This window comes from Knoellia flava TL1 (assembly GCF_000768675.1).
Lineage (GTDB): Bacteria > Actinomycetota > Actinomycetes > Actinomycetales > Dermatophilaceae > Knoellia > Knoellia flava.
This window is the reverse complement of the sequence record NZ_AVPI01000001.1, coordinates 134745-160061: the sequence shown is the minus strand read 5'-3', so window position 1 is coordinate 160061 and position 25317 is coordinate 134745. Positions and strand designations below refer to the sequence as shown.

Below are 25317 nucleotides of genomic sequence, written 5' to 3'. Positions count from 1 at the left end.
GCAGGGAAGCGCGCGTGAACCGCGTGGTGGTGACGGGTGAGGGGCCCGTGCTCGTCGAGGGGCCGGTCGAGGTCGTGACACCGGACGGCGAGGTCGTCCGCTCCGACCGCGGGACCGTGGCGCTGTGCACATGCCGCCGCAGTCGCATCGCGCCCTTCTGCGACACGAGCCACCGCGACAAGGTGCGTGCCGGTCGGGGCGCGCCGGCGGACGGGGAGAAGTCGTGACCGCCACCGTGACGCCTGCTGCGCCCTCCGAGAAGGCTGGTCCGACGCTGTCCGCTCCGGCGAGGTCACGCACGGTGAGCAAGGACAGTCAGACGGCGCCGCCCACTCCGGTGACTTCGGCCACGCGGGTGGCGCCGGCGCCCGCGCCCGCGACCACGCCCACGGCCACGCCTACGGCCTCGTGCCGGTTGCCCGAGTCCGCCCACGCGCCGTCGGCGCGCCCGCCCCTGCCGACACCGCGTGGTCCGATCTCCGCGGCGGTGATCGACTTCTGCACCGGTCGCATCGGGGATCCCTTCCCCACGTCGGGCGAGGTCGACCCCTACGGCGACGACCTCCAGCTGGCCCTCCACGTCTGCTACGAGCTGCACTACCGCGGCTTCGACGGCGTCCCGGAGGAGATGGAGTGGCACCACGAGCTGCTGGGCGTCCGTCTCGAGCTCGAGTCGACCTTCCTCACCGCCCTGCGGCGCGACGTGCCCGGCGGCGACGACCTCGAGGCCGAGATCGGAGCCCTCCTCACCGAGCGGGTCGGCGAGCCGGGCATCTCCCACCACCTCGCCGAGCGGGGGACGCTGGGTCAGATGCGCGAGTACGTCACGCACCGGTCGGCCTACCACCTCAAGGAGGCGGACCCACAGCTCCTCGTGATCTCCCGGCTCGACGGTCCGGCCAAGGCGGGGCTCATGACGGTGCAGCACGACGAGTACGGCGCGGGTCGCGCAGAGCAGATGCACTCCGAGCTCTTCGCGGCGATGATGCGAGAGCTCGGGCTGTGCGACCACTACGGTCACCACCTCGACGAGGTGAGCGCCGCCGCCCTGGCGGAGGTCAACCTCATGTCCCTGTGCGGCATGCGGCGGGAGCTGCGGGGAGCCGCGGTCGGGCTGTTCGCCGTCATCGAGCTGACCTCGTCGCCGGGCTCGGCGCGCCTCGTCCGCGCGGCTCGGCGGCTCGGCTGCGGCCCTGCCACGGAGCACTACTACGCCGAGCACGTCGAGGCCGACGCCGTGCACGAGCAGGTCCTGCGGCGGGAGGTCATCGCGCCGCTCGTGCGTGCCGAGCCCGAGCTGGCGGGTGGTCTCGTCTTCGGGATCCAAGCGAGCGGACTCCTCGGTGGACGGTTCTCGGATGAGATCCTCGGGGCGTGGTCAGCCGGTCGGTCGAGCCTTCGGTGACGCCCCGCACCGTCGGGGTCGAGGAGGAGTTCCTGCTCGTGGACGCCGAGATGGGTGGGCCGGTGGCGATCGGTCCGGCGATCGCCGAGGCCGCCGCGGACGCGTGGGTCAAGGGGGAGTTCAAGCAGGAGCAGGTCGAGGTCTGCTCCCGGCCGACCGCCTCGCTCGACACCCTCGCCTCCGACCTGAAGGACCTGCGCCGCCGGGTCTCCGGACTGGCGGCCACGCAGGAGGCGGTCGTCGTCGCATCGGGAACCTGGCCGGGGGAGCACCTCCCGACGCCGGTGGTGTCCGACCGCTTCGACCGGATCGGGAAGGAGTTCGGCGAGCTGGCCTCCCAGCAGCTCACCTGCGGCACCCACGTCCACGTCTCGGTCGACTCGCCCGACGAGGGGGTCGCCGTCCTCGACGGCCTACGCCCATGGCTCGCGGTGCTCACGGCCGTCACGGCCAACTCCCCCTACTGGCACGGCCGCGACACCGGGCACGCGAGCTGGCGCTCCATCGTGCTGTCGCAGCTCCCCACAGCCGGTCCGGCGCCGCTCTGGCGCGATGTCGACACCTACCGCCGAACGGCCGACGCGGTCGTCGCGGGCGGTGGGGCGTTCGACGCCGGGATGCTCTACTACGACGCGCGGCTCTCGGCGAGGTACCCGACCGTCGAGGTCCGGGTCACCGACGTCGTGCCCGACCCCACCGTCGCCGTCGCGGTCGCGGGGCTCTGCCGTGCGCTCGTCGATACGGTCGCCGGCGACCCGCCGGCTGCGCGCGTGGCCAGTGCGCGCTTCTCGACCCTGGCCCTGCGCACGGCCGCGTGGCGCGCGGCCCGCCACGGACTCGGCGAGCGTCTCCTCGACCCCGCCACCGGTGACCTGGTGCCGGCGAAGCAGGCAGTCGGGTCGCTGCTGGCCTTCACCTCGGACGCGCTCGAGGCGCACGGCGACCTCGCGGCCGTCCAGGACGTCGTCGACAGGCTCCTCGCGGAAGGGACCTCGGCCGATCGCCAGCGCCTCCTCGTCGACCCGCGACATCCCGCCCCCGGCCTGGCCGCCTTCCAGGTGGGGTGAGCACGGCGCTGGAGGCAGGGCACTTCCGCGGGCGGACGGCATACGCAAGACTGCGAGGTCCGAGGAAGGGGAGCACCGTGCAGAGCCTCATGGTCGACCTCATCATCAGCCTCGACGGGTACGCCGCTGCCGAGGGCTGGCCCGGCCTGTGGGGCGTCGAGTCGCCGGAGTACATGGCGTGGCTCGACGAGCAGCAGGAGGAGCACACCGTCCTCATGGGGGCGACGACCTACCGGCTCATGTCCGGGTTCGCCGAGCAGGTCGGTGACGACCCCGGCTTCGCCCAGCTGGCGGCGATGCCCAAGGTCGTCTTCTCGTCGACGCTCGGCGACTCGCCGGGGTGGGCGAACACCACTGTCGTGAGGGACGATCCGGTCGACTGGGTCCACGCGCAGAAGGAGTCGGGCACCCGCCCCATGCGCACCCTCGGCAGCCTGTCGGTCTGCCGCACGCTCCTCACCGCCGGTCTCGTCGACCGCTATCGCCTCGTCGTCTTCCCCTTCATTACGGGCGCGACGGGGCAGGAACGGGTTTTCGACGGCTACCCCGATGTGGCGCTCGAGCTCGTCGAGAGCCGGACGTTCGACGAGGGCATGCAGCTGCTCGACTACGTCCCGACGCTCCTCGACACCCCGCCCACGGGCGGGATCGTCACGCGCCCGGACCCGCAGCCCGGGAGCTGAGTCCCGGGCTGCGCCGGCTCGTCAGACGTGGGCGAGTGAGCGGCCCCAGCCGCGAGCCCTGTCCAGCTCTCCGTCGACGAGCGGACCCTCGGTCCCCTCGACCCAGAAGGACTCCGGGTCGGCAGCCTGCGTGGCACCCATCCGGCGCAGGCGCTTGGCGGCCTTCTTGGCCGCCGAACCGGGGAGGCGAGGGTGGTTGACCCGGGTGTCGAACGTCGCGTAGGCGGGGAGGGTGGACCCGTCGAGGCCGGCGAGCCACTCGCGCACCCCCATCGACGCCGACTCGACCGCCCGGTGGGCCTTCGTGCCCGCGTCCTCGCGTGTCGACGCGCGGCTCAGGCCGAAGGCGTGGGTGGGGCCGCCGACGACGACGAGGTCGAGTCCGGGAGGGAGGCGAGTGGCGTCGGAGACCTCGTGGACCTCGACCTCACCGCCCTCGCGCAGGCCCGCGGCGACCGCCTCGGCGACCTCACGGGTGTTGCCGAACATCGACTCGTAGACGACCCACGTGTGCGTCATCCCGATCACCTTCCCTCTCGCGTCACCTGGCGCAGCGCCAGTGAGATGAGCGCCGCGCCGGTCGCGGCGACGACCAGACCGGCGAGGAGCAGACCGAGGCCGAGACGGAAGAGCCACGGGAAGGTGGCACCGACCGTGACATCGGCCGAGATGACGGTGCTCCCGTCGGGGTTCATGAGGACCGCCGACCAGTTCCCGTCGCGTGGCGACCAGGTGACGACCTGTCGACCCGTGCCGGAGGCCGAAGCGTCCCAGAAGGACTGGGCCACAGGGGCGCTCGCCGTCCCGCTGCCGGGCACCTGCCGCGGCTCGAGACCCGCGCCACGCGCTTCCGTGTATGCCGTGCCGCCGAGGAACGCGGACACGTCCGCCTCCGGCCCGATGCCGAAGAAGACGTCGTCGGTGCGGTCGCTCGGGGTGACGGTCACGCGAACGTCGCCGATGAGCGTCTCGGGGACCCAGCTCGCGCCGGCCGTGTCGAGACGGATGTCGCCGAAGAGCACGGCGCTGCCGTCGCTCGTGAACCTCTCGGTCTGCGAGGTGAGGTAGCCGTCCGCGTCTCGCCCCACCCCGTCAGCCACGAGGGCGGCGACGCCGCCCGTGACCAGGGTGAGCGACGTGAGGGCGGCGATGCAGCCGAGGACGACCGTGGTGACTGAGCCCGCACCCCAGCCAGGACGTCCCGTCGGCGGGGCGGTGGACGTCACCGCACCCGGGGTCGATGCGCTCGATGGCGGAGCATCCGACGTCGGTGCGCTCGACGGCGGCGCGCCGGTGGTCATCACCACGCGGCCCTGCGGTTCGTGGGGACCCTGGTCGAGGCGGAAGGGCGGGTACTCGTCCGTCATGAGGCCGGCATACGCAGCGACGCGCAGGACCCAGCGGTTCAGCCCGAGGAGGAGGTCGTAGAGCGGGCGAGGATAGGCGCCGGTCACGGCGACCACGACGGCCGCGACGATCGCGAGCAGCCCGACCAGTCCGCCGCCGAGGACCCAGCGTGCGTCGTCACCGGTCTGCCACGCGATCGTGGAGCCACCGCCGACGAGGATGCCGACGACCAGGTAGTGCGGGATCGCCAGCAGCCACCACTTGACGAGCGCGAGACCCCGCGACAGGTGTTCGGGGTAGTCGATCTCGAGGTGTGCCGGGTAGGTCGGGTCGTCCTCGAGGCTGAACGGCGGGTAGTGGTCGGTCGCCAGCGCTCCGTAGGAGTAGTAGGTGACCCGCCACCACCACCGCAGGACCCCGACGTTGAAGTCGAAGATGGCCCGGGGGTAGCGGCCGGTGACGACGATCGCGACGAGGGCGACGGCGCTGAGCACGACGAAGGCCGCCCAGAGGAAGACGAGCACGACGTAGTGCGGGATCGCGAGGAGCCACTTGACGAGCCACAGCCACCGCGAGACGGCGGGCTCGTCGACGGCGTCGACGTGGACGGGGTAGGAGCGGAGGGCTGGGACGTCATGGGCTGTCGTCGCCATGGAGATCACGACCTTCGGATGGTGGTTCTGTCCCTCTCCCACCGTCCGCCGGTGCTCACCGGGGCACCAAGGACCTTCGACCTTGTTCCTCGACGAGGGCGAGGGTCGCCCCCCCACCGGTCAGCTGCCGCGCAGCACCTCGGCGGGCGCCTGGCCGTACTGCTCGCGGAAGAGGTGGGCGAAGCGGCCCGCATTGCCGAACCCCCAGCGCGACGCGACCGACATCACCGTGGTGTCCTCGCTGTGCCCGGCCACGAGCTCGTCGTGGGCGAGTGCCAGTCGCACATCACGGAGGTGGGCCATGGGTGTCGTGCCGAGGTGGCGCCGGAAGGCGAGCTGCAGCGCGCGGATGCTCACCGAGGCGGCGGCGGCGATGTCGGCTGCGACGATGTCGCGGTCGGCGTTGTCGTCGATGAAGCGCATCGCGCGACGCACCGTCTCGGGGTGGCCGTCGTGGCCGTCCTGGACCGTCGGCTCGGCGGACGCGGTGTTGGGGAAGGTGTCGAGTGCGACCGAGGCGAGCAGGGCCGCGGAATTGCTCCGGACGAGGTGGTTCTGGGCCGTGTCCCGCGCCGCGAAGACGGACGCACGGACGTAGGCGCACGCACCCCGCCACCGCAGGGCCGCCTGCGGGGACGCGGGCTCGTGCGCGACGAACCGCACCGGTGTCCGGCCCGCCCCAGCCGTCGCCGCGACCTTGGCGAGCAGGGCAGGCCGCATGAGGACCATGGACATGGAGATGTCCTCGACGGTGCCGATGTAGGCCTGGTCCGGCTGGGCGACGAGGTAGGACTCGCCGGCCTCGTAGCGCCGGCTCCGACCGTTCGAGTCGACGCGTGTGCGGCCCGAGTTGAGCTCGGTGAAGACGAGCGTCTCGAGGGGGTCGACCTCCGCGCCGAAGCCGAGGCCGAACTCGAGGTCGTCGAGGCGCACGTCCGGTGTCAGTGGCCGCTGGTGGATCCGCATGACCGTCCCGGCGGGATGGCGCCGGTCCGAGATGCGGGTCCGGGCATAGGTGTCGCTGAGGAGGGTCGCGGCCTCGTCGAGGCTGTCGGTCTCGAAGAAGAGACCCTGGTCGTGGGTGCCGCTCATGCCGGGTTTCCGTCTTCGGCAGGCGCGCGGACGTCGCGGTCTTTCCCATCCTTCCGCAGGACCCGTGAGGAGGCCGGTCGCACCGGCAGCTCGCCGGTCTCCTCCACCTCGAGAGCGACGTCGCGCAGCTTGCGGTTGAGGTGCTGGCTGGCGGTCCGCAGCAGGGCGAACGCCTCCTCCGAGCTCACCTTGCGCTGGGCCATGAGGATGCCCATGGCCGTGCCGATCTGACGGCTGCTCGACAGAGCCGCAGCGAAGTTGCGGGCGTCCTGTTCGCGAAGGCGGTGCTCGACGGCCAGCGCGGCGAAGGGGGCGAAGATCGAGGCGGCAGCGACCTCGGTCCCACCGAAGGCGTCGGGGAGTCGCGAGTAGAAGTTGATGGCCGCCTGGTCTTTCCCCAGCACGGCGAGTCGGACCGACAGCATGCTCACGACACCGGTCTCCTCGACGCAGCGTGGACCGAACCGGGGCCACCGGTCGTCACGCGCGAGGTGCCCGACGACCTCGGCGGTGTCGGACTCCGCCGCGTCGAGGCAGGGTCCCTCGCCGAGCGAGTACTGGATCCGGTCCACGGCGAGGGAGAGCTCGTCGGTGCTGCTCAGCGTGTACGGCTTGTGGCCGGAGCGCAGCACGGTGAGGCCGCAGTGGTTGGTCTCGGGGACGGCCATCGCGGCCATCCGGACGACCCGGTCGGGGTCGATGCCCGCGTCGTCGCGGGACGAGAGCCTCACGCTCAGCTCGGCGAACTGCGCGCCGAGCTGCTGCATCAGTCGGTCTGTCTGCATGTCGGCACCACACAACTTGCGTTGGGAGACGGCAGGTTCGCGAAGGTTTGGACGACCTGCTTCCTTTCGCTCCAAAATAGGCCAGAAGATCGCGCGTCCCGGCCTTAGCCGTCGGGGACTTCCGGCCCCGGACAGCCGACCGCCGGGCCACCCTCCTGGGGTGCCCCGGCGGACGGTGTGGTCATCGACCGCAGTCGCGGCGCGAGAGCACTCGGCGGTGCGTTGCCGTATGGGCTCAGACGCCACTGCCGCCGGCGGACGTCCTGACGTCCTGGGCGCGGCTCTGGCCCTCGTCCTTGACCTCCTGTGCGCCCGACTGGGCCGTCTCCTTGACCGCACGGGCCGCCTCGGACGCGGGCTCCTTGAGGTCCTGCGCGACGTCCTGCGCCACGGATTTCGCCTCGTCGACGAGGGGCTGCGCCTGGTCCTTGGCCGTCGAGACGAGCTGGCGCTCCTTCTCGCTGGCCGGCATGAGCGATCCGACGAGCCAACCGAGGCCCATCGCCACCGCGCCCGCGGCGAGCGGGTTGCCGCGCGCCTTGCTGCGGGCCTGCCGCGGAAGGTCCCCGGCAGTGTCGGTGACGGCGTGGACGGCGCCGCCGCCGGCGGACTGGGCGTCGTGAGCGGACCCCATGACGGAGTCCTTCATCGAGGACAGGCGACCCTTGGCGGACACCGCCGTGCGGTGTGCCACGTTGCCGGGACGCACGGTCTCACCGAGGGTGTCGACGTCCTCCGAGAGACGTCCGCGGGTCCGCTCGATCTCGCGGCGGATGGCCTCGGGGTCGTCCGACGACACGGGAGTGGTCGTGTGGGGGTCAGTGGAGTAGGTCATGGTGTCTGGTGTCCTTTCAGCGCTTCGGGAATGTCCTTGACGGTCTCGGTGGTGCGGGGCAGGCCCATCGGTGACTTCTTGAGCTGCGAACGACCCGTGGCCGCGAGGATCGCCGCGATCACGGCCCACACGAGGGCCACGACGAGACCGGACCAGCCGCGCCCGATGACCTCACCGAGGGCCCACCACGCGGCGACCGACAGGAAGACGAGTGCGAGCTGCGCGGCGACCGCGGCGGCCCCGAGCATGCCGGCGCCCTTGCCCGCCTGGGTCGCGCTCTGCTTGGCCTCGGCCTTGGCGAGCTCGACCTCCTGACGGACGAGCGTCGACAGGTCGCTGCTGATGTCGGAGACGAGGGCCCCGATCGACCGCAGCGGCAGCTCCTCGTCGGACGAGGGGCGGTTGGCGGCGTGGCTCACGAGTGCGTCCCTCCCTCCGGCATGCGCGGGCGCAGGCCCTCGGCCGGGCGGCCTTGGGTCGGCTCGGTGACCCCGACATCGCGCGGCTGCACGTCACCGGTCCATGTCGACTCGCCCCCCGCGACGCTCGCGTCGCCCTCGAGGTATGCCGTGTCGTCGCCTGCATAGGCGGTCTGGCCGCCCGCGTAGGTTCCCGAGCCGCCGGCATACGGGGTGGTGCCCTCGGCGTAGGCCGAGGTCCCGGTCCCGGTGGACCCGAAGTCGGCGGTCGTGCCGACAGAGGTGCCCCTGCCGCTCGAGGTGGTCGTGGCCGCACCCAGTGCGCCCGTCGAGTCCCTGGCCTCGTCGACGGCACCCCGGGTCATCCTGCCGCCGAGCACGCCGAGGCCGGCGGCGACGAGCAGGAAGGTCCCGGGACGGCGGCGCGCGAAGTCGCGGACCTCCTGGAGCACGTCACCGGGCTCCTTGTTCTCGAGCCAGGCGGCCGCGGACGACACCTGGTCGCCCACGTCGCGCACGAGGCCGGTGGCCGTCCCGCCCTGGTCGGGTCCGTCCGCCATGGCCGACAGCTCGGACCCGAGGTCGCGCAACGTGGCGGCGAGCCGGGTCTGCTGCTGTCCGCTCTGCTGCACGAGCTCGTCGCGGGACTGGTCCCAGAGCTGGCGTGCCTGCCGACGGGTCTCACCCGCGACCTGGCCCGCCTGCTCCTTGGCCGTCCCCGCCACGTCCTTTGCGGCCGACTTAGCCTCGTCCGTCGTCCCGCCGCTCGCGGTGGTCGAGTCCATGCTCGTGGTGTCGCTCGTCATGCGTTCCACGTCCTCTCTGGTCGGGTCCGCGGTCGTTCCGCGGGGGATGTTGGCCTACCCGGCCCGGCGTCCCGCAAACCCGCGGCAGGTCACCGGTGAGCCGTCGAGCACTCCGTCGGGGCCGCTCCCGACGGGCACGAGGAGGGATGGGACCCACGACCACCGGGTAGGTCGGTGGCACACACGCACCGACACGAGGAGAGCGTCATGAGCATCACCCCTGACCGAGACCGCACCACCTCACGCCCTGACAGAACCCTCAGCGCGGTCCAGCAGGCCGCGAGGATCGTCGGAGTCGTCTTCCTGCTCGTGGGGGTGCTCGGGTTCGTCCCGGGCATCACCTCGAACTACGGCGACATGACGTTCGCGAGCCACGACTCGGACGCCATGCTGCTCGGCATCTTCCAGGTGTCGATCCTGCACAACATCGTCCACCTGCTCTTCGGCGTCGCCGGGCTCGCCATGTCGCGGACGTGGTCGGGTGCGCGGTCCTACCTCATCGGCGGCGGGGTGATCTACCTGCTGCTCTGGATCTACGGCCTGCTCATCGACAAGGACTCGTCGGCCAACTTCGTGCCCGTGAACTCGGCCGACGACTGGCTGCACTTCCTCCTCGGTGCGGGCATGGTGGCGCTCGGTCTCGCCCTCAGCCGTCGCCGCGACACCGTCGCTGACGGCCGTCTGGGCACCGACGCCACCGCGCACGCGTCGCGGGCCCGCGACGGGCGCTGACCGGAGGATCCGCCAGGGTCAGTCGCCGTCCCCGAGAGGGGCGGCGGCTCCCTCGGCGAGGTAGGCGAGACGCTTGAGGGTCTCGTGGTTGCGGGGCAGGATCATCGCCTGACGCACCAGTCGGGGCGGCAGGGTTCCGGGTCCCGAGACCGCGTCCTCCGTGATGGTCACGGTGCAGCTCTCGGGCCCGTCCGGCTCGATGACGAGCTCCACTCGCGCCTCGCCGAGGGGCCATCCCCGGGCCGTGAGGAGCAGGCGGCGGCCCGCGTCGCACTCCTCGACACGCGTCGTGTCCGAGAGCAGGGCCGGCCAGAGACCCACGGAGTGGTGGATGCGTGACCCGGGCGCCGGCCATGCCTTGTCGACCGCACGGATCCGCGCCGTCCCCACGACCCAGTTCGCATAGGTCCACCCGTCTGCGAGGACGTCCCAGACTCGGCCGGCCGGGGCCGCCACGGTCCGTCGCTGCGGCTGTCCCTGGGGGGACGAGGACTCGTCTGTCTCGTGCACCATGGTCTCCTCCATCTCGCGGGTGCCCCTGGCACCGGTCCTGCGGGGCGTCCAGCCGCCGTCGACGGCCTCGCCCTCCGGTCGTGGTTCGAGGACGTTGCCCGGGGTGTCGGGCACGCCCTCGCCGGGCTGCAGCGCGATGCGCGTCATGAGCGGACCCACCAGGCGGTCGTAGACGGTGGGCAGCACCCGGAAGCCGAACACCGTCAACGCGTTGCCGGCGCCGACGTTGACCTCGCGTCGGGGCCGGTCGAGGCAGTCGAGGACGGCGTCGGCGACGTCGGCCGCCGACGCCCGCGGCGGTGGCGGCTGCCCGTGACGGCCGAGGAAGGTCCCTGCCTGTTGGTAGACCGGTGTGTCGACGCCACCGGGGGACACGAGCGAGATCTGTATGCCGTCCACGTCGCGGTTCTCGAGCTGGAGCGAGCGCACGAGACCGTGCAGGCCCCACTTCGACGTCGTGTAGCTCGACATCCCGGGGACCGCGGTCTTGCCGAGCAGCGAGCCGATGACGACGAGCCGGCCGCGGCCGGCGGGCCGGAAGCGGCGCAGGGCCTCACGGCATACGCGCGTCGTGCCGAGCAGGGTCGTGTCGAGAGCCGCCTCGAAGACGTCGTCGGGCACGTCCTCGAAGCGGCCGTAGGCGAGGGTCGCGGCCGAGTGGACCACGGTGTCGAGACCGCCGGGCTGCTCGTCGGCGACCTCGAAGGCGCGGCGGACGGCGTCGGAGTCGCGGACGTCGGCGACCTCGACGACGGCTGTCCCGCCGGCGCGCTCGCACGCCCGCTGCGCGCGTTCGAGGGTGCCTTGGTCGCGGCCGACGAGGACGACGGTCCACCCTCGCCGGGCGAGCGCCACGGCGGTGGCGAGACCGATGCCGCTCGACGCACCGGTGACGAGGGCCGCCCCTGAGGGCGCTGGTGCGGTGGGGGTCATCGTGGGCTCCTCGGGTCGCGCAGCACGCGCTCCCACGCCGTGCCGACGAGGGCGCGCCGCAGCCGGCGGCCGGTTCTCTGGGTGGCGAGGGCGGCACGGGCGGCGTTCCAGCCGCAGGCGCCGTGGACGCCGCCGCCGGGATGGGCGGACGCGCTCGCGAGGAAGAGCCCCTCGATGGGTGTCTCGGGTCGCCCGAGGCCGGGTGTCGGTCGCAGCACGAGCTGCTGGTGGAGACCGGAGGTGCCGCCGTTGATGGCGCCGCCGACGAGGTTGGCGTCCCACTCCTCGAGGAGGGCTGGTGACTGCACGTGCTCGCCGACGAGGTGGTCCGCGAAGCCGGGGGCGACCTCCTCGACGCTCGTCCGCATCCGGTCGACGTGGCGGGCGAGGGCATCGGGCTGCCACTCCAGACCGCTGGGGACGTGGGTGTAGGCCCACGCCGACTCGGTGCCGGCGGGGGAGCGGCTCGGGTCCGCTGTCGTCATCTGGCCGAAGAGCAGGAAGGGGTGCTCGGGGACACGCCCGAGCGCAATGTCCTTGGCCGCCTCGAGCAGGCCGTCGTTGTCGACGCCCAGGTGCACGGTGCCCGCGCCCGCGAGTCCCGGTGCCCGCCACGGGACGGGGGCGTCGAGGGCCCAGTTGACCTTGATCGTGCCGCCGTCCCACTCGAAGCGGTCGAGGTCGCGCAGCAGACCGGCGGGCAGGCTGTCGCGCGGCAGAAGGTCGCCGTAGAGCGCCGGGGCGACGACGTCGGCGACGACCGCGCGACGGGCCCGCACCGAGCCACCACCGGCGATCTCCACCCCGACGGCACGCCCGCCCCGCACGGTCACGGACGTCACCGGGCTCGAGGTACGGAACTGCGCACCGCGCGCCTCTGCCCGCCGGCGGAGCGAGTCGGCCAGCACCCCCGCACCACCCTCCGGGACCGGGAAGCCGACGTCCTGCCCGAGCATGCACAGCAGCCACCCGAAGAAGCCGCTCCCTGCGCCGTCGGGCGGCAGGTCGCTGTGCATCGCGTTGCCCGCGAGCAGGGCCGGTCCCCCGTCGCCCCCGAAGTTCTCACTGCCGAGGCGTCGCACCGGGGTGAGACCGAGTCGGGTGAGGTCGAGCAGGCCGGCGGCGCGCTGGGTGCGCAGCACGGACAGCATGGCCCGCACGGGCGGGAAGGGTGTGAAGAGCGCGTCGAGCAGCGGCCCCCTGACGGCCGTCCACTGCCGGTGCAGCTCGACCCAGGCGTCACCGTCGCCCGGGTGGTCCGCATCGAGCCCCGCGGCCGTGTCCTCCACGGTGCGGTGGAGGACGGCAGCGCGCCCGTCGGGGAAGGCGTGACCGACGACCGAGGGTGCGTGCCGCCAGACGAGCCCGTGCTCCTCGAGGTGCAGGTCACGGATGACCGGACTGGCTGCGGCGAGTGGGTAGAACGCGCTGAAGAGGTCGGTGACGTAGCCCGGTGCGATGACTTCGGCACTGCGCACAGCCCCACCGATCGTGTCCTGGGCCTCGAGGACGAGCACGTCCCACCCGGCGTCGGCGAGGGCGTTGGCCGCCACGAGACCGTTGGGTCCGGCACCGATGACCACGGCGTCCACGATGTCCGGAAGTCCGCCGGATCCCACAGTTTCCGCCTCTTCTCGTCGTCGTTGCTGTCGCGTCCCGACCGGTCACGGCCATCTGTGGCGCGGCCACGCCCCGGTCTGCGGAGGGCACGCTCTCGTAGTCCAGCACATGGCCGCACCGTCTGGTTGCCCTGCGACCGACCTCTTCAAACACCCGCGTTTGGCTCCCTCCGTCGGGGGGTAGGTCGAGCGCAACCTCGAAAGGCGGCCCACGTGACGACCGAACCACTGCCCGTACCTGCCGACGGGTCCTCCATGGCGGTGTCGGCGATGCGCCGTCTCGAGTCCGCTCCCGGCCTCGACGGGCTGGTCGCGGCGGTCGGCCGGGTGGCACGGGCGCTGCCCGAGGGTGCCGTCGACTCGTGGCTGCGTGGGATCCCCGTCGGGCATGCGCTGCACCCCTTCCTCACCGACCTTCCCATCGGCTTCTGGGCGTCGAGCCTCGCCCTCGACCTGCGCGGCCGAGCGTCCGAGGAGTCCGCGGCCGACGCCCTGGTCGCGCTGGGCCTGCTGAGCGCGGCCCCGGCAGCGGTGACCGGTCTCGCCGAGTGGCGTCGGCTCGACCGACCGGACTCCCGGACCGGTGCCCTCCACGCGTCGCTCAACGGGGTCGCCGTCGGGCTCTTCGGAGCGTCGCTGGCCGCCCGCCGAGCGGGGTCGCGATCGGCCGGCGTGGGGCTCTCCCTGGCCGCGGCCGCCGTGACCGCGGCGTCCGGGTACCTCGGCGGACACCTCGCCATCGGGAAGAAGGCCGGGTCCCGGCACCCGGGTTTCGCGGAGCCCGCGGCGCCTTAGCATGCCCGCGTCGCGTCCGTCGACGATTCGTCCGGTTGCTTCGTTTTGCGGCCCTCATCGTTCGTTTCCGGTGTGGATGGTCTGCGCCGACGGTGTTCGGATGGAGGCACACGTTCACATCCATGGTCCAACACAGGCGCCATTCCTCGATCGAAGGACGACGCCGCCATGACCGTGACGACCCTGCATCCCCTGCCCGCCACCGAGTCACGCGACGAACGATGCGCGCGAGCCGAGCGGCTCCTCGAGGGGCTCGACGGGTGCTCCGCCCGCGAGACCGAGCGCTGCCGGCAGGAGGCCGTACTGCTCAGCCTCGACCTCGCCGACATGGTGGCGCGCCGCTACAGCGGACGTGGCATCGAGGACGACGACCTCCTCCAGGTCGCGCGGATGGCCCTGGTCAAGGCCGTCCGCGGATACCGGCCCGGTCGCGGACACAGCTTCGCCGCGTATGCCGTGCCCACCGTCTCGGGTGAGGTCAAGCGCTACTTCCGTGACCGTGGCTGGGCGGTGCGGCCACCCCGCCGCCTGCAGGAGCGGCGGGTCCAGCTGCTGGCCGCGGAGGAGGACCTGCGCCACGAGCTGTCGCGTGAGCCCAGCCGCGCCGAGCTCGCGGAGCGGCTCGCCCTCGACCTCGCCGAGCTCGACGAGACGGCGGCGTGTGCCACGGCCTACCACGCCCATTCCCTCGATGTGCCCGGCCGCGACGTGCGCACGTTCGACGTCGGTGTCGACGGCGAGGACGAGGCTGACCGCCTCGTGGTCCGCGACGCCCTGAGGCACGCCCTCGCCCAGCTCACCGACCGGGAGCGTGAGATCGTCCGGCTGCGGTTCGTGGAGGAGTGCACCCAGTCGGAGATCGGAGCGGTGCTCGGTGTCAGCCAGATGCAGGTGTCCAGGCTGCTGTCCGGGATCCTGCGCCGGCTGCGGTGCTCGATGGAGCCCGCCGCCTGAAGGTCAGCCCTTCGTCGCCACGGGCGTCCGCGCCACGGGCGTGGTCAGTACCGGCGTCGTCACCACGCCGTCGTCACCACGCCCTCGTCACCACGGTTCGAGCGGTGTCGCCACCCGGTGTGATGCGTTGAGCGTCGCGTCCACCTCGGCAGCGCTGCCGAACGTGCGGCCCTCCGGGAGCCGGGACAGCTCCCAGAGCAGCGAGCTCCTCGCGTGGTGCCGCACCAGCGCGACGAGCAGCTGGTCACGGGTGCTCGGGAAGACCGCGGCGGGGATGCACTCGACGACGCTGCAGCCACCTGTGCGGTCCTGGTGTGGGCTGACGTCGTCGCTGTCCATGACTGGGCCTACCCGCGTTGTTCGAGACCGAAACCTCCTCGGCCTTTCGGCCGGGCCGTGAATGACGCCCGAGGCGCTGGGTAGGACAGGGGACGGGTCCGTCCTGGGGACATGGGGCGACCCGGAGGGCCGGGGCGGTTGAACCCTCAGCCGCCCCGGTCCGCCACGCCGTCACCCCGCCACTCGTCACCCCGCCACTCGTCCCCCCCGTCCAACCGCGGGGTGGGGTCGGACTCAGAGCCCTCCCGTGCGGACCACGTCCTCGGCGATCGCGGACAGCTTGCGGTTGGTGTCCTGGCTCTGACGTCGCAGCAGGTCGAACGCGGCGGCCTCGTCGACGCGCCGTGCGTGCATGAGGATGCCGATCGCCGTCCCGATGCGGCGGCTGTTGTGCAGTGCGATCTCCAGGTTGTCGGCCCGCTCCTGCTCCTCGGCCGCCAGGAGCGCGACGGCGGCATGGGCCGCGAAGACGCCGAAGATGGCGACGGCGGACTCACCGAAGGCGTGGGGACGGTGGGCGAAGGCATTGAGGAAGCCGACTTCGTTGTCCCTCACGAAGAGCCGGTTCGACAACATGCTGTGCACCCCTGCATGCCGCGCCACCCTGGCACCGAACTCCGGCCAGCAGGCCTCGGCGGCGAGGTCGCCCGTGACCCATGTGGCGTGCTCGTCCGCAGCGTCGACACAGGGTCCCTCACCCGTCTCGCACTGGATCTGCGAGACGACCTCGGGCAGGTCGCTCGTCGTGGCGACGGTGCGGAACCCGCTCTGGGTCCGGACGGTGATCGAGGCGTGGTCGGCGACGATGACCTTCACGGCCAGCTCGCACACGGTCTGGAGGGTTCCCTGACGGCCACCTTCGGCCTGGAGGGCCTGGGCGAGCTCGGCCAGCTCACGAGCCACGCCGGGGTCGAACTCGCCCGAGGGCGCCGGGACAGAGGATGTCATCGGTGACTGCTCCGGAGGAAGACGACGGCTCGTCCGACCGGCTCGTGGTTTGGCCGCTGACGCTCCCGCGAGCAGGAGCCTATACAAGGCGAGCGGCAGTTCGGGACACAACCCTTCGTGTCGGTCGGCGGCCCGATTTCCGGCGGCTGAGCAGGGTGTTTGCCGGTGGGGCCCGCCGGGCAAGGACGTGACAGGCCTCGCCCGACGACCACCGGAGGAGCGCACCATGCGACGGGACCGTGACATCGCGAGACTGCCCAAGCCACTGCTCGACGCCTACGAGTGGCAGGACCGGGGCAGGTGCCGGACCCTGTCGGTCGCCGCATTCTTCGACTTCGAGGAGGTTCGCGGTCGGGAGCGGGCCACCCGCTCCGAGACGGCCAAGGCCGTCTGTCGTGGCTGTCCCGTCAGGGTGCAGTGTCTGGAGCACGCGCTGGCCGTGGAGGACTTCGGGGTGTGGGGTGGGACGACCGCCTCGGAGCGCGAGCTCCTGCGGAGCCGGCGCCAAGTGGCGGACGCGTCCTGACGCCCCTCCGCCTGCTGGTGAGTGCACGCCCGAGTGGCACGCGTGCTCGCACGTGTGCGCCACGTCGATGTCGGGTACCTGCCCGACATGACCGACACTGACACCGACACCGCCCGCCTGTGCGCCTTCGCCCTGACCTGCAGCCTCAAGCCGAGCCCCGAGCCGTCGAGCACCGACCTGCTCACCCAGCAGCTGCTCGACGCGATGGGTGAGCACGGCGTCGAGGGCGAGCTCGTCCGTGCCGTCGACCACGACCTGCGCCCCGGCGTCGAGTCGGACATGGGGGAGGGGGACGAGTGGCCGGCCCTGCGCGAGCGCATCCTTGCCGCCGACATCTTCGTCCTCGGCACGCCGACGTGGATGGGCCAGCACTCGAGCGTCGCCCAGCGGGTGCTCGAGCGTCTCGACGCCGAGCTCTCCGACACCAACGACGCCGGGCAGCCGCGGACCTACGGCAGGGTCGCCGCCGCGGTCGTCACCGGCAACGAGGACGGCGCTCACGCCATCTCCGCCACGCTCTTCCAGGCCCTCAACGACGTCGGCTTCACCATCCCGGCCGGTGGGGTGACGTACTGGAACGGCGAGGCGATGCACACGACCGACTACAAGGACCTCGACGAGACGCCCGAGAAGACCGCCTCGACGACGGCGACGCTCGCGGCCAACGCCGCCCACCTCGCGCGGTTGCTGCGCCGCAGCGCCTACCCGCCGGCCTGAGCCACCGGCCGACCGACCGCGGAACGACGAAACCGCAGGCGTGCCGGACGGCATACCTGCGGTTTCGTGGTGGTGGCCAGGGACGGGGTCGAACCGTCGACCTTCCGATTTTCAGTCGGACGCTCGTACCAACTGAGCTACCTGGCCGGGGTGGAACATGCGCCAGGTCGCCCTGACGCGACGGCAACTATAACCCACGGTCCGAGCCCGTCCGAATCCGCTCAGCCGCGCAGGACCTTCTCCATCGGGCGGCCCTTGGCGAGCTCGTCGACGAGCTTGTCGAGGTAGCGGATCCGCCGCATGAGCGGGTCCTCGACCTCCTGCACCTTGACCCCGCAGACGGAGCCGGTGATGAGCGAGGCGTGCGGGTTGAGGTCGGCCTGCGCGAAGAAGTTCTCGAACGTCGTCTCCTCGTCGAGATGTCGCTGCAGCTCGGTGTCGTCGAAGCCGGTGAGCCACCGGATGACCTCGTCGACCTCCGCCTGCGTTCGGCCCTTCTTCTCGGCCTTCGCCACGTAGTGCGGGTAGACCGACGCGACGGGCATGCCGAAGACCCTGTGGCTCATGAACCGAGCGTATGCCGTCCGCCCCCGGAATGCGCACCCCTCGCCACCGCGTTGGGTCCGGACATGCGAGCCATCACCTATCGCCAGTACGGCACCCCCGACACCCTCGAGCTCACCGACCTCCCCGACCCCAGGGTCGGCCCGGGTGAGGTCCTCATCCGCGTGCGCAGCGCCTCGGTCAACCCGGTCGACTGGAAGGTCATGGGCGGCTACCTCGACGGCCTCATGCAGGTCGACTTCCCGGCGATCCCCGGGTGGGACGTCGCCGGTGTCGTCGAGGCGGTCGGCCTCGACACCCCGGAGTACGCGGTCGGTGACGAGGTCATCGCCTACGCCCGCAAGGACTGGGTGCAGCACGGCACCTTCGCCGAGCTCGTCGCCGCCCCGGTGCGCACCGTCGCCCGCAAGCCGAAGAGGCTCGACTGGCACCAGTCCGCGGGGCTCCCGCTCACCGGGCTCACGGCATACCAGCTGCTCCACCGGCTGGGCACGAAGGAGGGGGACACCGTCCTCGTTCACGCGGCGGCCGGCGGTGTCGGCATCCTCGCGGTGCAGATTGCGCGTGACCTCGGCGCGCGCGTCATCGGGACGGCGTCGGAGGGCAACCACGGCTTCCTGCGCGAGATGGGCGCCGAGCCGGTGGCCTACGGCGACGGGCTCGCCGAGCGGGTCCGCGAGCTCGCGCCCGACGGCGTCGACGTCGTCGCGGACTTCGTCGGCGGGGTGCTCGACGTGACGAAGGCCGTTCTCGCAGAGGGCGGTCGGCACGGGTCGATCGCCGACGGCCGCGTCGAGGAGGCCGGTGGCATCTCTGCCTGGGTGCGCCCCGACTCGGCCGACCTGCAGGCGCTCGCAGACCTCGCGGACGCCGGGAAGCTCACTGTGCCGGTCGCCGAGGTCTTCGCGCTCGAGGACGCGGCCAAGGCCTATGCGCTGAGCCAGACCGGTCACGTGCGCGGCAAGATCGCCATCGAGGTGAGCCGCTGACCGCGGTGTTCTCGAGCAAGCGAAGAGCCCCACACCATCCGGTGTGGGGCTCTTCGCTGTGCTTCGCAATCTCTGCGACCCCGACGGGACTCGAACCCGCGACCTCCGCCGTGACAGGGCGGCGCGCTAACCAACTGCGCTACGGGGCCTTGCTGGTGCAAGACCGGTACTGCGTATCCCCAACGGGATTCGAACCCGTGCTACCGCCGTGAAAGGGCGGGGTCCTGGGCCGCTAGACGATGGGGACCCTATCTTTCGATCGAATCTCCACAGTCGCGCAGCGCGCGGGCGCTCGGATCCGTCGTGGACTCGGAAAGCATAAGGGACTTGTGCGCAGGTTCCAAAACGAGCCGATTCCGTGCTCAGGGCGACCCCTTCGTATGCCGTCCACCCGCCTTCGAGGGGTGCCTTGCGGAGGTCACGCACGGGCCTCGCGGAGGGCCGCGCGGACGAGGTCGATCGCCGCCGAGTCGCTCAGCCCGGCCCTGGCGACGGCCGCGGCGTAGGCCGCCGCATTGCGGTGCAGGGCGACGTCGGTGGCGTGGCCGCCGCCGGCGACGACGGTCCCGGCGCGACGGCGCGTGGTGACCAGGCCCTCGGCCTCGAGCTCCTTGTAGGCCCGGGCGACGGTGTTGACCGCCAGCCCGAGGTCGCCGGCGAGGGCGCGGACGGTGGGCAGCCGGTCGCCCTCGGCGAGGTTGCCTCTGGCGATGAGTCCGGCGAGCTGGGTACGGACCTGTTCGTAGGGGGGCTCCGCCGCGGAGACGTCGACGGTGACGACGATGTCGCTCATGCACGCTTCCCGGCTTCGAGCCGCCCCAGGGCGTCGGCGCCGCTCCCGTTCTCGGCGGGGCGAGTGGCCTCGTCGAGCTCCTCGCGCGAGCCGACCGAGCCGGCCAGTGCCCCCAGCGCGACGAGGAGGAGAGCGATGGCGGGGACGTAGAGCGCGAACGCGGTCCACTGGTAGAAGTCCCACGGCGACCGCGGTGCCGTCTCGGACTCGATCCGGAAGAGCTGGCTCACCTCGTTCATGTGCGCACCGATCGAGAACAGCACGGCGCTCCCGGTGACCGCGAAGCCGAAGGCCGAGGCGCGCAGGACCCTTGAGGCGTCCCGGGCCCGCAGCTGGGTGTCGAGCGGGTCGGCGATCCGGGGCCGGTCGTGGATCTCGCGCAGGGCCCACCACGAGCAGGCCGCCAGGACGAGCGCCGCGCACCCCGCCGGAAGCATCGTCGGCCAGCCCGGGAAGCCGCCGGACACGCCCTGGCCCCCATCGTCGCCCCGCACGAGCGACGTGCCACCGGTCGCCATGAGGCTCGCCGCGGTCATCGCGGCGAACGCGATGACGGCGCTGGCCAGTGCCGCAGACCGCTGGTGCGGGACGCGGGCGACGAAGAGGCGCCGGGGTGCGATCTTCGCGGTCCGCACGTCGCCGGCGGCCGGGAGCCGGCTGAGCCGGGAGCCCAGCGCGGTGGTGACGGCGACGGCCGTGCACTGGGCCATGAGCGCCACCGGCGCCGTCGCCACGAACGGGCGGGCCATTCCCCCTGGCGCGGCGAAGAACGCGGGAACGACGAACGTCAGCGTCAGGGCGAGCAGGGAGGCGTTGGATGCGCTCGAGGCCCACACCGGGCCGCGCCGCCGCATGACGAGGACGATGACCAGCGCCACCACCGTGTAGGCCACGAGCATGGAGGCGAGCCTGGTGAGGTCGCTCAGCACCTGGTCGTTCATGGCGCACCCCTTTGTCTCAATGTGTTGACTCATTGAGACATAGCGGCGGCTGAACGTCAAGGCCTCAGCGGTCGGGGTTGGCCCAGGCGTGGACGCGGTCGGCGTCCCACGTCGTGATGATCCGGTCCTCGGGCACGCCGAGCCTTTCGGCCCGTTCGCAGCCGTAGGCCTTCATGTCGAGCTGACCCGGCGCGTGCGCGTCGGAGTCGACGGCGAAGAGGCACCCCATCTCCAGCGCGAGCTCGATGAGGTCGTCCGGCGGGTCCTGCCGCTCGGGCCGGCTGTTGATCTCGACTGCCGTGTTGCCCTCGAGGCACGCCTCGAAGACGGCGTGGGCGTCGAAGTCCGACTGCGGACGGGTGCCGCGTGAGCCCGTGACGAGACGGCCCGTGCAGTGGCCGAGGACGTTGACCCTCGGGTTGAGAACCGCGGCGACCATGCGCTTGGTCATCGGCGCCGAGTTCATCCGCAGCTTGCTGTGCACCGACGCCGTGACGAGGTCGAGCCGGGCGAGCATCTCGTCTGTCTGGTCGAGCGCACCGTCGTCGAGGATGTCGACCTCGATTCCCTTGAAGAGCCGGAACGCCTCTCCCACACCGCGGTTGATCGCGTCGACGATGGCGATCTGCTTCGTGAGCCGCTCGGCGGTGAGGCCGTTGGCGACGCGCAGCTGCGGCGAGTGGTCGGTGAGCACCATCCACTCGTGGCCGAGCTCGATGCCGGTGAGCACCATCTCGTCGATGGGCGACCCGCCGTCGGACCAGTCCGAGTGGAGGTGGCAGTCGCCGCGCAGCGCGGCATACAGATCCTCACCACCGCTGGCGAGCGGGCCACCGCTCCTGTCCTGCAACGACTCCAGGTATGCCGGCAGCTCACCTCGCGCGGCCTCCTCGATGACCGCGGACGTGGACTTGCCGATGCCCGGGATCTGCTGGAGGGTCCCGGCGGCGACCCGCTCGTCGACCTCGCCGTCGTCGAGCTGCTTGAGTGCCTTCGCCGCGTTGCGGAAGGCCTCGACGCGGTAGGTCCCCGAGCGGGTGCGCTCGAGGAGGAAGGCGATCCGCCGCAGGGCGTCGGTGGGCTCAACGGGTGCCTCGAGCGGGGCGAGCAGCGCGACCATGCCCCCATCCTCACCCACTGCTCGCCGACCGCACCTTCGCGCGAACCCGCGACTTCTTGCCCGGATGCGACACAGGCCCAGGGCCTGCGGCCCGACGGACTGTGTCGCATCCGGGCAAGAAGTGGGGGTGGGGTCGCTAGCGTGGCGCGGGTGAGCGAGCAGCGACCTCCCGTGCCCCCTGTCGGACCCGGCCGTGCCCGGCAGAGCACGATCTACCGTCGCGGCACCCTAGGCCAGTCGCCGCGCGTGCCGACGCACCCGGACGAGCTCGAGTCACGGGCGCGGGCGGCGATGAGCGACCGCGCCTGGGCCTACGTCGCCGGGGGAGCCGGGGCCGGAGCGACGGTCGACGCCAACCGTGCCGCCTTCGACCGGTGGCAGGTCGTGCCGCGGATGCTCCATGGCACCACCACCCGCGACCTGCGCACCGAGGTCCTCGGGACGCCGCTCGCCGCACCCGTCATGCTTGCGCCCGTCGGCGCAGCCGACCTCGTCGCGCCCCGGTCCGACGAGTCGATCGCGCGGGGAGCGGCAGCGGCGGGGACGGCATACGTCTTCTCGACGCAGGGGTGCGTGCCCATGGAGGAGACGGCGCGCGCGATGGGTGACGTGCCGTGGTGGTATCAGCTCTACTGGTCGGTCGACGAGGCGCTCGTCGACTCGCTCCTCGGGCGGGCCGAGGCGGCGGGTGCGCAGGCGCTCGTCGTCACGCTCGACACGACGATGCTCGGCTGGCGCACCCGGGACCTCGACCTCGGGTCGCTGCCGTTCACGCAGGGCATCGGCATCGCGCAGTACACCTCGGACCCGAGGTTCATGGAGGTCGTCCGCGAGCGGGTGGCCGCCGCCGGCGAGGAGCCGTCCCCGCTCGCCGGCACCAAGGGAGCCGAGAAGGTCGTCGCAGTCGCGAGCGGCGCAAGGACTCTCGTGAGCCAGGCACGGCGCCACCCGGGTGGGGTGCGCGACAACCTGCGCTCACCGGAGCCGCGGGCCGCCGTCGAGACCTTCCTCGACATCTACTCGAACCCGGGGCTGTCGTGGCAGCACATCGAGACGTTGCGTGACCGGACGTCACTTCCGGTGCTGCTCAAGGGGATCCTGCACCCGGACGATGCGCAGCGGGCCGTCGACTCGGGCATCGACGGGATCATCGTGTCGAACCACGGCGGCCGCCAGGTCGACCGGTCGGTCGCCTCCCTCGACGCCCTCGTCGCCGTCCGCGAGCGCATCGGGCCCGACCCCGTCGTCCTCCTCGACAGCGGGGTGCGCTCGGGTGCCGACGTCTTCGTCGCCCTCGCGCTCGGGGCCGACGCGACGCTCCTCGGGCGGCCGCACATCTACGGGCTCGCGCTCGACGGCGCCGACGGGGTGCAGTCGGTCATCGACGACGTCGTCGCCGAGCTCGATCTCACGATGGGCCTGGCCGGTGCGGCGAGCATCGCCGACGTGCGGGCCGGCGGCTTCGTCGAGCGCCGCCCGACCTGACCCGTGCACAACTCACCAATTCCTCCCGTTCGGTACAGGGCTCGGCGTACCGAACGGGAGGAATTGGCGAGTTAGGTACGTGAGGGGGTGAGGTCCGCGAGGGCGGCGAGGAGGCGGTCGATGTCGTTGTCATCGGTGTAGGGGGCGAGCCCGACCCGGACGCCACCCTCGTCGCCGAGCCCCAGGTGACGCGAGGCCTCGATTGCGTAGAAGTGCGACGCCGGAGCGTTGACGCCGTGCTCGGCCAGCCCGCGCCGCACCTCCTGCGCGGTCATCCCCTCGACCGTGAAGAGCAGGGTGGGCGTGCGCTTGCGCGCGTTCGAGAACAGGCGGACACCCGGCATACCGAGCAGGCCTGCCTCGAGACGGGACAGGAGACGGTGCTCGTGCTCCTCCAGCGCCGCGAACGACGCGAGGATCCGCTCGCGACGCGACCCGGTCGCCGACGGGTCGAGCCCGGCGAGGACCTCGACCGCGGCCGTCGTGCCGGCGAGCAGCTCGTAGGGCAGCGTGCCGAGCTCGAACCGCTCGGGCACGGCGTCGCTCGACGGCAGCAGCTTGTCCATCGTCAGCGTCTCGAGCAGCTCCGGCGACGCCGCGAGGACGCCGAGGTGCGGGCCCAGGAACTTGTAGGGCGAGCACGTCCAGAAGTCGACGCCGAGCGAGGGCAGGTCCACTGACGCGTGCGCCGTCGCGTGCACCCCGTCGACCCAGTGCAGGGCGCCGACCTCATGGACGGCGCGGGCGATCTTGCAGACGGGGGGCTTGGTGCCGATGAGGTTGGAGGCGGCGGTCGTCGCGACGAGCCGCGTCCGGTCGCTGAGGAGCGAGGTGACCGCGGCTGAGTGCATCTCACCGGTGTCCGGCTCGAAGTCCGCCCACTTGACGACCGCGCCCACCGACTCGGCCGCCTGCACCCACGGCCGGATGTTGGAGTCGTGGTCGAGCCGGGTCACGACGATCTCGTCGCCGGGCTGCCAGGTCTTCGCGAGCGCGCGCGACAGGTCGTAGGTCAGCGCCGTCGCGCTCCGCCCGAAGACGATGCCGCGCGGGTCGGCGCCGAGCAGGTCGGCCATCGCCGCGCGCGCCTCGGTGACGACCGCGTCGGCGTGGCGCTCGCTCGGGGTGACGTCACCGCGGTTCGAGATCGCGGAGACGAGCGTGTCGCGCACCGCATCCGCGACAGGGGTTGGGGTCTGCGAGCCGCCTGGCCCGTCGAAGTGTGCCGCTCCCTCGAGCAGCGAAGGGAAGAGGCTGCGCACCGCGCCCACGTCGTACGTCATGGCTCAACGTTGCCATGCGTAGCGACGCACGACCTCACCCTCCCGCACCGTGATCCCGTCGTCGTCGACGCGCAGCGCCCGCAGGGGGTCGTCGCCCACGACGCGGCCCGTATGCCGGCCGCCCACCTCGAGCGTCGCGTGGCCGTCGCCGAAGGGCCACCACCAGGCGTGGGCACGCCCTCCTCCGCGGACCGTCGTGTCCGTTGCCGAGGCCGGGGGCGACGCGTCGCACGACCCCGGCGAGGTCGTCGTCGAGGACCGGTCGAGCGTCGTGAAGGTCGTGCGACGGCAGTCGCCACCCGAGGGGGCGCTCAGCGTGAGGGCGCCGTCGCGGCCCACGGAGGCCACGGCCGGCGGTCGCAGGAGGATCCGGCTGCTCGTGGGGTCGACGAGCACGACGGTCCCGTCCTTCGTCGGCAGGGCCCCGACCGTCGGCAGGTTGCCGTCGGCGCCGATGGCCGGCGCCTCGGTGCCCGACGCCGTCGGCTGCTGGACCTGCCACGACTCCCTGCCGTTGGTGCCGACGCCGATGAGGCGGCAGGCGACCGGGGTGCCGCCGCACGCCTGGACGACCGTCGTCGCCGAGGCCGCGGCCACGAAGGTCACGCGGTGAGCTGGCGGTCCCTGCCAGGTCCAGCGGGACCCGCCGTCGAGCCCGGCCCCGTCGAGCGTGGGGCGGGGACCGTCGTCGCGCAGGACGAGCAGCCGGCCGGCGCCGATGGCCCGGGTGCCACCCCGCACCGAGCCGAGGGTGATTCGTGTGCCCGAGACGAGGTCGACCGCGACGTTGTCGTCGGTCGCGACGAGGGCCCGGCCGCCGAGCACCTCACCGTCGACGGCCGCGGCCTCCCACACGCCTTCGAGGCCCTCCGTCGACGGCCGCGTGAGCCACGCGGCACCCACGGCGAGGGCGACGACGAGTGCCGCGAGGACGGCATACGCCCACGGGGGACGGGACCTCACGGGCAGCCTGC

29 protein-coding genes and 3 tRNA genes are annotated in these 25317 nt (G+C 72.3%); 11 read left to right on the top strand and 21 right to left on the bottom strand.

The genetic code is table 11. The features are described 5' to 3' along the window. Positions 1-14: 14 nt before the first annotated feature. Entirely contained in the window at positions 15-227 is a 213-nt protein-coding gene (locus N798_RS00870; protein ID WP_229708518.1) for a CDGSH iron-sulfur domain-containing protein, read from the top strand. 88 nt (positions 228-315) lie between these two features. Here the strand turns inward: N798_RS00870 and N798_RS18560 are convergent, their stop codons facing one another. Next, positions 316-513, bottom strand: coding sequence for a hypothetical protein (locus tag N798_RS18560; protein WP_229708520.1), 198 nt, complete (start codon positions 511-513; stop codon positions 316-318). Between N798_RS18560 and N798_RS00865 the strand changes: the two genes are divergently transcribed. From N798_RS00865 to N798_RS00855, 3 genes are all read left to right on the top strand, one after another. After that, entirely contained in the window at positions 488-1405 is a 918-nt protein-coding gene (locus N798_RS00865) for an iron-containing redox enzyme family protein (protein WP_229708529.1), read from the top strand. The genes N798_RS18560 and N798_RS00865 overlap by 26 nt on opposite strands. Further along, positions 1402-2472, top strand: a complete 1071-nt coding sequence (locus N798_RS00860; RefSeq protein WP_188450419.1) for a carboxylate-amine ligase — start codon at positions 1402-1404, stop codon at positions 2470-2472. The genes N798_RS00865 and N798_RS00860 overlap by 4 nt, the downstream gene beginning before the upstream one ends. A 77-nt stretch (positions 2473-2549) precedes the next feature. Further along, a complete protein-coding gene (locus N798_RS00855) occupies positions 2550-3155 on the top strand; it encodes a dihydrofolate reductase family protein (protein ID WP_035945431.1) in 606 nt (201 codons plus the stop codon). Positions 3156-3176: 21 nt separating this feature from the next. Here the strand turns inward: N798_RS00855 and N798_RS00850 are convergent, their stop codons facing one another. The 7 genes from N798_RS00850 to N798_RS00820 all read right to left on the bottom strand — a co-directional run bounded on the left by N798_RS00850 (position 3177) and on the right by N798_RS00820 (position 9092). Next, positions 3177-3674, bottom strand: a complete 498-nt coding sequence (locus N798_RS00850; protein ID WP_035945430.1) for a flavodoxin family protein — start codon at positions 3672-3674, stop codon at positions 3177-3179. A 5-nt stretch (positions 3675-3679) separates the two neighbouring features. Further along, positions 3680-5155 (bottom strand): DUF4389 domain-containing protein, encoded by a 1476-nt coding sequence (locus N798_RS00845; RefSeq protein WP_035945428.1) that lies wholly within the window; start codon positions 5153-5155, stop codon positions 3680-3682. Positions 5156-5275: 120 nt separating this feature from the next. Continuing rightward, a complete protein-coding gene (locus N798_RS00840) occupies positions 5276-6247 on the bottom strand; it encodes a helix-turn-helix transcriptional regulator (RefSeq protein WP_035945426.1) in 972 nt (323 codons plus the stop codon). Beyond that, positions 6244-7032 carry a GAF and ANTAR domain-containing protein gene (locus N798_RS00835; RefSeq protein ID WP_156971559.1) on the bottom strand — a complete coding sequence of 263 codons (789 nt, stop codon included), beginning with the start codon at positions 7030-7032 and terminating at the stop codon, positions 6244-6246. The genes N798_RS00840 and N798_RS00835 overlap by 4 nt, the downstream gene beginning before the upstream one ends. A 235-nt stretch (positions 7033-7267) precedes the next feature. Beyond that, on the bottom strand, positions 7268-7867 hold the full coding sequence (locus tag N798_RS00830; RefSeq protein WP_052116776.1) for a DUF3618 domain-containing protein: 600 nt from the start codon (positions 7865-7867) through the stop codon (positions 7268-7270). Next, positions 7864-8286, bottom strand: a complete 423-nt coding sequence (locus tag N798_RS00825) for a phage holin family protein (protein WP_035945423.1) — start codon at positions 8284-8286, stop codon at positions 7864-7866. The genes N798_RS00830 and N798_RS00825 overlap by 4 nt, the downstream gene beginning before the upstream one ends. Further along, positions 8283-9092 carry a hypothetical protein gene (locus N798_RS00820; protein WP_052116775.1) on the bottom strand — a complete coding sequence of 270 codons (810 nt, stop codon included), beginning with the start codon at positions 9090-9092 and terminating at the stop codon, positions 8283-8285. The genes N798_RS00825 and N798_RS00820 overlap by 4 nt, the downstream gene beginning before the upstream one ends. A gap of 207 nt (positions 9093-9299) precedes the next feature. Between N798_RS00820 and N798_RS00815 the strand changes: the two genes are divergently transcribed. Then, positions 9300-9824 (top strand): DUF4383 domain-containing protein, encoded by a 525-nt coding sequence (locus N798_RS00815; RefSeq protein WP_084099987.1) that lies wholly within the window; start codon positions 9300-9302, stop codon positions 9822-9824. Positions 9825-9842: 18 nt separating this feature from the next. On the opposite strand, the gene N798_RS18285 is transcribed toward N798_RS00815, so the two are convergent. Beyond that, positions 9843-11270 carry an SDR family NAD(P)-dependent oxidoreductase gene (locus N798_RS18285; protein ID WP_198030688.1) on the bottom strand — a complete coding sequence of 476 codons (1428 nt, stop codon included), beginning with the start codon at positions 11268-11270 and terminating at the stop codon, positions 9843-9845. After that, positions 11267-12853 carry a phytoene desaturase family protein gene (locus N798_RS00805; protein WP_035945741.1) on the bottom strand — a complete coding sequence of 529 codons (1587 nt, stop codon included), beginning with the start codon at positions 12851-12853 and terminating at the stop codon, positions 11267-11269. The genes N798_RS18285 and N798_RS00805 overlap by 4 nt, the downstream gene beginning before the upstream one ends. Positions 12854-13102: 249 nt before the next feature. Here N798_RS00805 and N798_RS00800 point away from each other — a divergent pair, with 249 nt between their 5' ends. Further along, positions 13103-13684: a DUF2231 domain-containing protein gene (locus N798_RS00800; RefSeq protein WP_156971558.1), complete on the top strand. Its 582-nt coding sequence runs from the start codon at positions 13103-13105 to the stop codon at positions 13682-13684. Between the two features lie 168 nt (positions 13685-13852). Then, entirely contained in the window at positions 13853-14638 is a 786-nt protein-coding gene (locus N798_RS00795; RefSeq protein WP_035945419.1) for a sigma-70 family RNA polymerase sigma factor, read from the top strand. A gap of 87 nt (positions 14639-14725) precedes the next feature. On the opposite strand, the gene N798_RS00790 is transcribed toward N798_RS00795, so the two are convergent. Next, complete coding sequence (locus N798_RS00790; protein WP_035945417.1) at positions 14726-14977, bottom strand: DUF2795 domain-containing protein; 252 nt, start codon at positions 14975-14977, stop codon at positions 14726-14728. A 234-nt stretch (positions 14978-15211) separates the two neighbouring features. Further along, positions 15212-15925 (bottom strand): GAF and ANTAR domain-containing protein, encoded by a 714-nt coding sequence (locus tag N798_RS00785; protein WP_052116774.1) that lies wholly within the window; start codon positions 15923-15925, stop codon positions 15212-15214. 226 nt (positions 15926-16151) lie between these two features. Between N798_RS00785 and N798_RS00780 the strand changes: the two genes are divergently transcribed. Both N798_RS00780 and N798_RS00775 read left to right on the top strand, forming a co-directional pair. Beyond that, on the top strand, positions 16152-16451 hold the full coding sequence (locus N798_RS00780) for a WhiB family transcriptional regulator (protein WP_035945416.1): 300 nt from the start codon (positions 16152-16154) through the stop codon (positions 16449-16451). An 87-nt stretch (positions 16452-16538) separates the two neighbouring features. Next, the gene (locus N798_RS00775; RefSeq protein ID WP_052116816.1) at positions 16539-17168 is read left to right on the top strand and encodes a flavodoxin family protein; all 630 of its coding nucleotides are present in this window, start codon (positions 16539-16541) and stop codon (positions 17166-17168) included. Between the two features lie 70 nt (positions 17169-17238). Here N798_RS00775 and N798_RS00770 read toward each other — a convergent pair. Further along, positions 17239-17315, bottom strand: a tRNA-Phe gene (locus N798_RS00770). Between the two features lie 74 nt (positions 17316-17389). Further along, positions 17390-17734 (bottom strand): DUF2200 domain-containing protein, encoded by a 345-nt coding sequence (locus N798_RS00765; RefSeq protein WP_035945414.1) that lies wholly within the window; start codon positions 17732-17734, stop codon positions 17390-17392. A 63-nt stretch (positions 17735-17797) separates the two neighbouring features. On the opposite strand from N798_RS00765, the gene N798_RS00760 reads away from it, so the two are divergent. Beyond that, on the top strand, positions 17798-18721 hold the full coding sequence (locus N798_RS00760; RefSeq protein WP_035945413.1) for an NADP-dependent oxidoreductase: 924 nt from the start codon (positions 17798-17800) through the stop codon (positions 18719-18721). Positions 18722-18796: 75 nt separating this feature from the next. Here N798_RS00760 and N798_RS00755 read toward each other — a convergent pair. From N798_RS00755 to N798_RS00735, 5 genes are all read right to left on the bottom strand, one after another. Beyond that, a tRNA-Asp gene (locus N798_RS00755) sits at positions 18797-18870 on the bottom strand. Between the two features lie 25 nt (positions 18871-18895). Next, a tRNA-Glu gene (locus tag N798_RS00750) sits at positions 18896-18968 on the bottom strand. A gap of 171 nt (positions 18969-19139) precedes the next feature. Then, positions 19140-19514, bottom strand: a complete 375-nt coding sequence (locus N798_RS00745; RefSeq protein WP_035945412.1) for a GntR family transcriptional regulator — start codon at positions 19512-19514, stop codon at positions 19140-19142. Continuing rightward, a complete protein-coding gene (locus N798_RS00740) occupies positions 19511-20455 on the bottom strand; it encodes a hypothetical protein (protein WP_035945411.1) in 945 nt (314 codons plus the stop codon). Before N798_RS00740 ends, N798_RS00745 begins: the two co-directional genes overlap by 4 nt. A gap of 64 nt (positions 20456-20519) precedes the next feature. Beyond that, the gene (locus N798_RS00735) at positions 20520-21575 is read right to left on the bottom strand and encodes a PHP domain-containing protein (protein WP_035945410.1); all 1056 of its coding nucleotides are present in this window, start codon (positions 21573-21575) and stop codon (positions 20520-20522) included. A gap of 150 nt (positions 21576-21725) precedes the next feature. Here N798_RS00735 and N798_RS00730 point away from each other — a divergent pair, with 150 nt between their 5' ends. Then, entirely contained in the window at positions 21726-23060 is a 1335-nt protein-coding gene (locus N798_RS00730) for an alpha-hydroxy-acid oxidizing protein (protein WP_229708531.1), read from the top strand. A 71-nt stretch (positions 23061-23131) separates the two neighbouring features. Here N798_RS00730 and N798_RS00725 read toward each other — a convergent pair whose 3' ends face one another. Both N798_RS00725 and N798_RS00720 read right to left on the bottom strand, forming a co-directional pair. Further along, positions 23132-24343, bottom strand: coding sequence for a cysteine desulfurase-like protein (locus tag N798_RS00725; RefSeq protein ID WP_035945407.1), 1212 nt, complete (start codon positions 24341-24343; stop codon positions 23132-23134). Positions 24344-24346: 3 nt separating this feature from the next. Then, positions 24347-25306 (bottom strand): hypothetical protein, encoded by a 960-nt coding sequence (locus tag N798_RS00720; RefSeq protein WP_035945405.1) that lies wholly within the window; start codon positions 25304-25306, stop codon positions 24347-24349. Positions 25307-25317: the final 11 nt, after the last annotated feature.

Coding starts and splice junctions, on each gene's coding strand:
- N798_RS00830 (WP_052116776.1), bottom strand. CDS start 7,867: ATGACCTACTCCACTGACCCCCACACGACCACTCCCGTGTCGTCGGAC.
- N798_RS00785 (WP_052116774.1), bottom strand. CDS start 15,925: ATGACATCCTCTGTCCCGGCGCCCTCGGGCGAGTTCGACCCCGGCGTG.
- N798_RS18285 (WP_198030688.1), bottom strand. CDS start 11,270: ATGACCCCCACCGCACCAGCGCCCTCAGGGGCGGCCCTCGTCACCGGT.
- N798_RS00740 (WP_035945411.1), bottom strand. CDS start 20,455: ATGAACGACCAGGTGCTGAGCGACCTCACCAGGCTCGCCTCCATGCTC.
- N798_RS00820 (WP_052116775.1), bottom strand. CDS start 9,092: ATGACGAGCGACACCACGAGCATGGACTCGACCACCGCGAGCGGCGGG.
- N798_RS00845 (WP_035945428.1), bottom strand. CDS start 5,155: ATGGCGACGACAGCCCATGACGTCCCAGCCCTCCGCTCCTACCCCGTC.
- N798_RS00780 (WP_035945416.1), top strand. CDS start 16,152: ATGCGACGGGACCGTGACATCGCGAGACTGCCCAAGCCACTGCTCGAC.
- N798_RS00775 (WP_052116816.1), top strand. CDS start 16,539: ATGACCGACACTGACACCGACACCGCCCGCCTGTGCGCCTTCGCCCTG.
- N798_RS00760 (WP_035945413.1), top strand. CDS start 17,798: ATGCGAGCCATCACCTATCGCCAGTACGGCACCCCCGACACCCTCGAG.
- N798_RS00790 (WP_035945417.1), bottom strand. CDS start 14,977: ATGGACAGCGACGACGTCAGCCCACACCAGGACCGCACAGGTGGCTGC.
- N798_RS00850 (WP_035945430.1), bottom strand. CDS start 3,674: ATGACGCACACGTGGGTCGTCTACGAGTCGATGTTCGGCAACACCCGT.
- N798_RS00765 (WP_035945414.1), bottom strand. CDS start 17,734: ATGAGCCACAGGGTCTTCGGCATGCCCGTCGCGTCGGTCTACCCGCAC.
- N798_RS00795 (WP_035945419.1), top strand. CDS start 13,853: ATGACCGTGACGACCCTGCATCCCCTGCCCGCCACCGAGTCACGCGAC.
- N798_RS00840 (WP_035945426.1), bottom strand. CDS start 6,247: ATGAGCGGCACCCACGACCAGGGTCTCTTCTTCGAGACCGACAGCCTC.
- N798_RS00735 (WP_035945410.1), bottom strand. CDS start 21,575: ATGGTCGCGCTGCTCGCCCCGCTCGAGGCACCCGTTGAGCCCACCGAC.
- N798_RS00835 (WP_156971559.1), bottom strand. CDS start 7,032: ATGCAGACAGACCGACTGATGCAGCAGCTCGGCGCGCAGTTCGCCGAG.
- N798_RS18560 (WP_229708520.1), bottom strand. CDS start 513: ATGCGACCGGTGCAGAAGTCGATCACCGCCGCGGAGATCGGACCACGC.
- N798_RS00745 (WP_035945412.1), bottom strand. CDS start 19,514: ATGAGCGACATCGTCGTCACCGTCGACGTCTCCGCGGCGGAGCCCCCC.
- N798_RS00815 (WP_084099987.1), top strand. CDS start 9,300: ATGAGCATCACCCCTGACCGAGACCGCACCACCTCACGCCCTGACAGA.
- N798_RS00725 (WP_035945407.1), bottom strand. CDS start 24,343: ATGACGTACGACGTGGGCGCGGTGCGCAGCCTCTTCCCTTCGCTGCTC.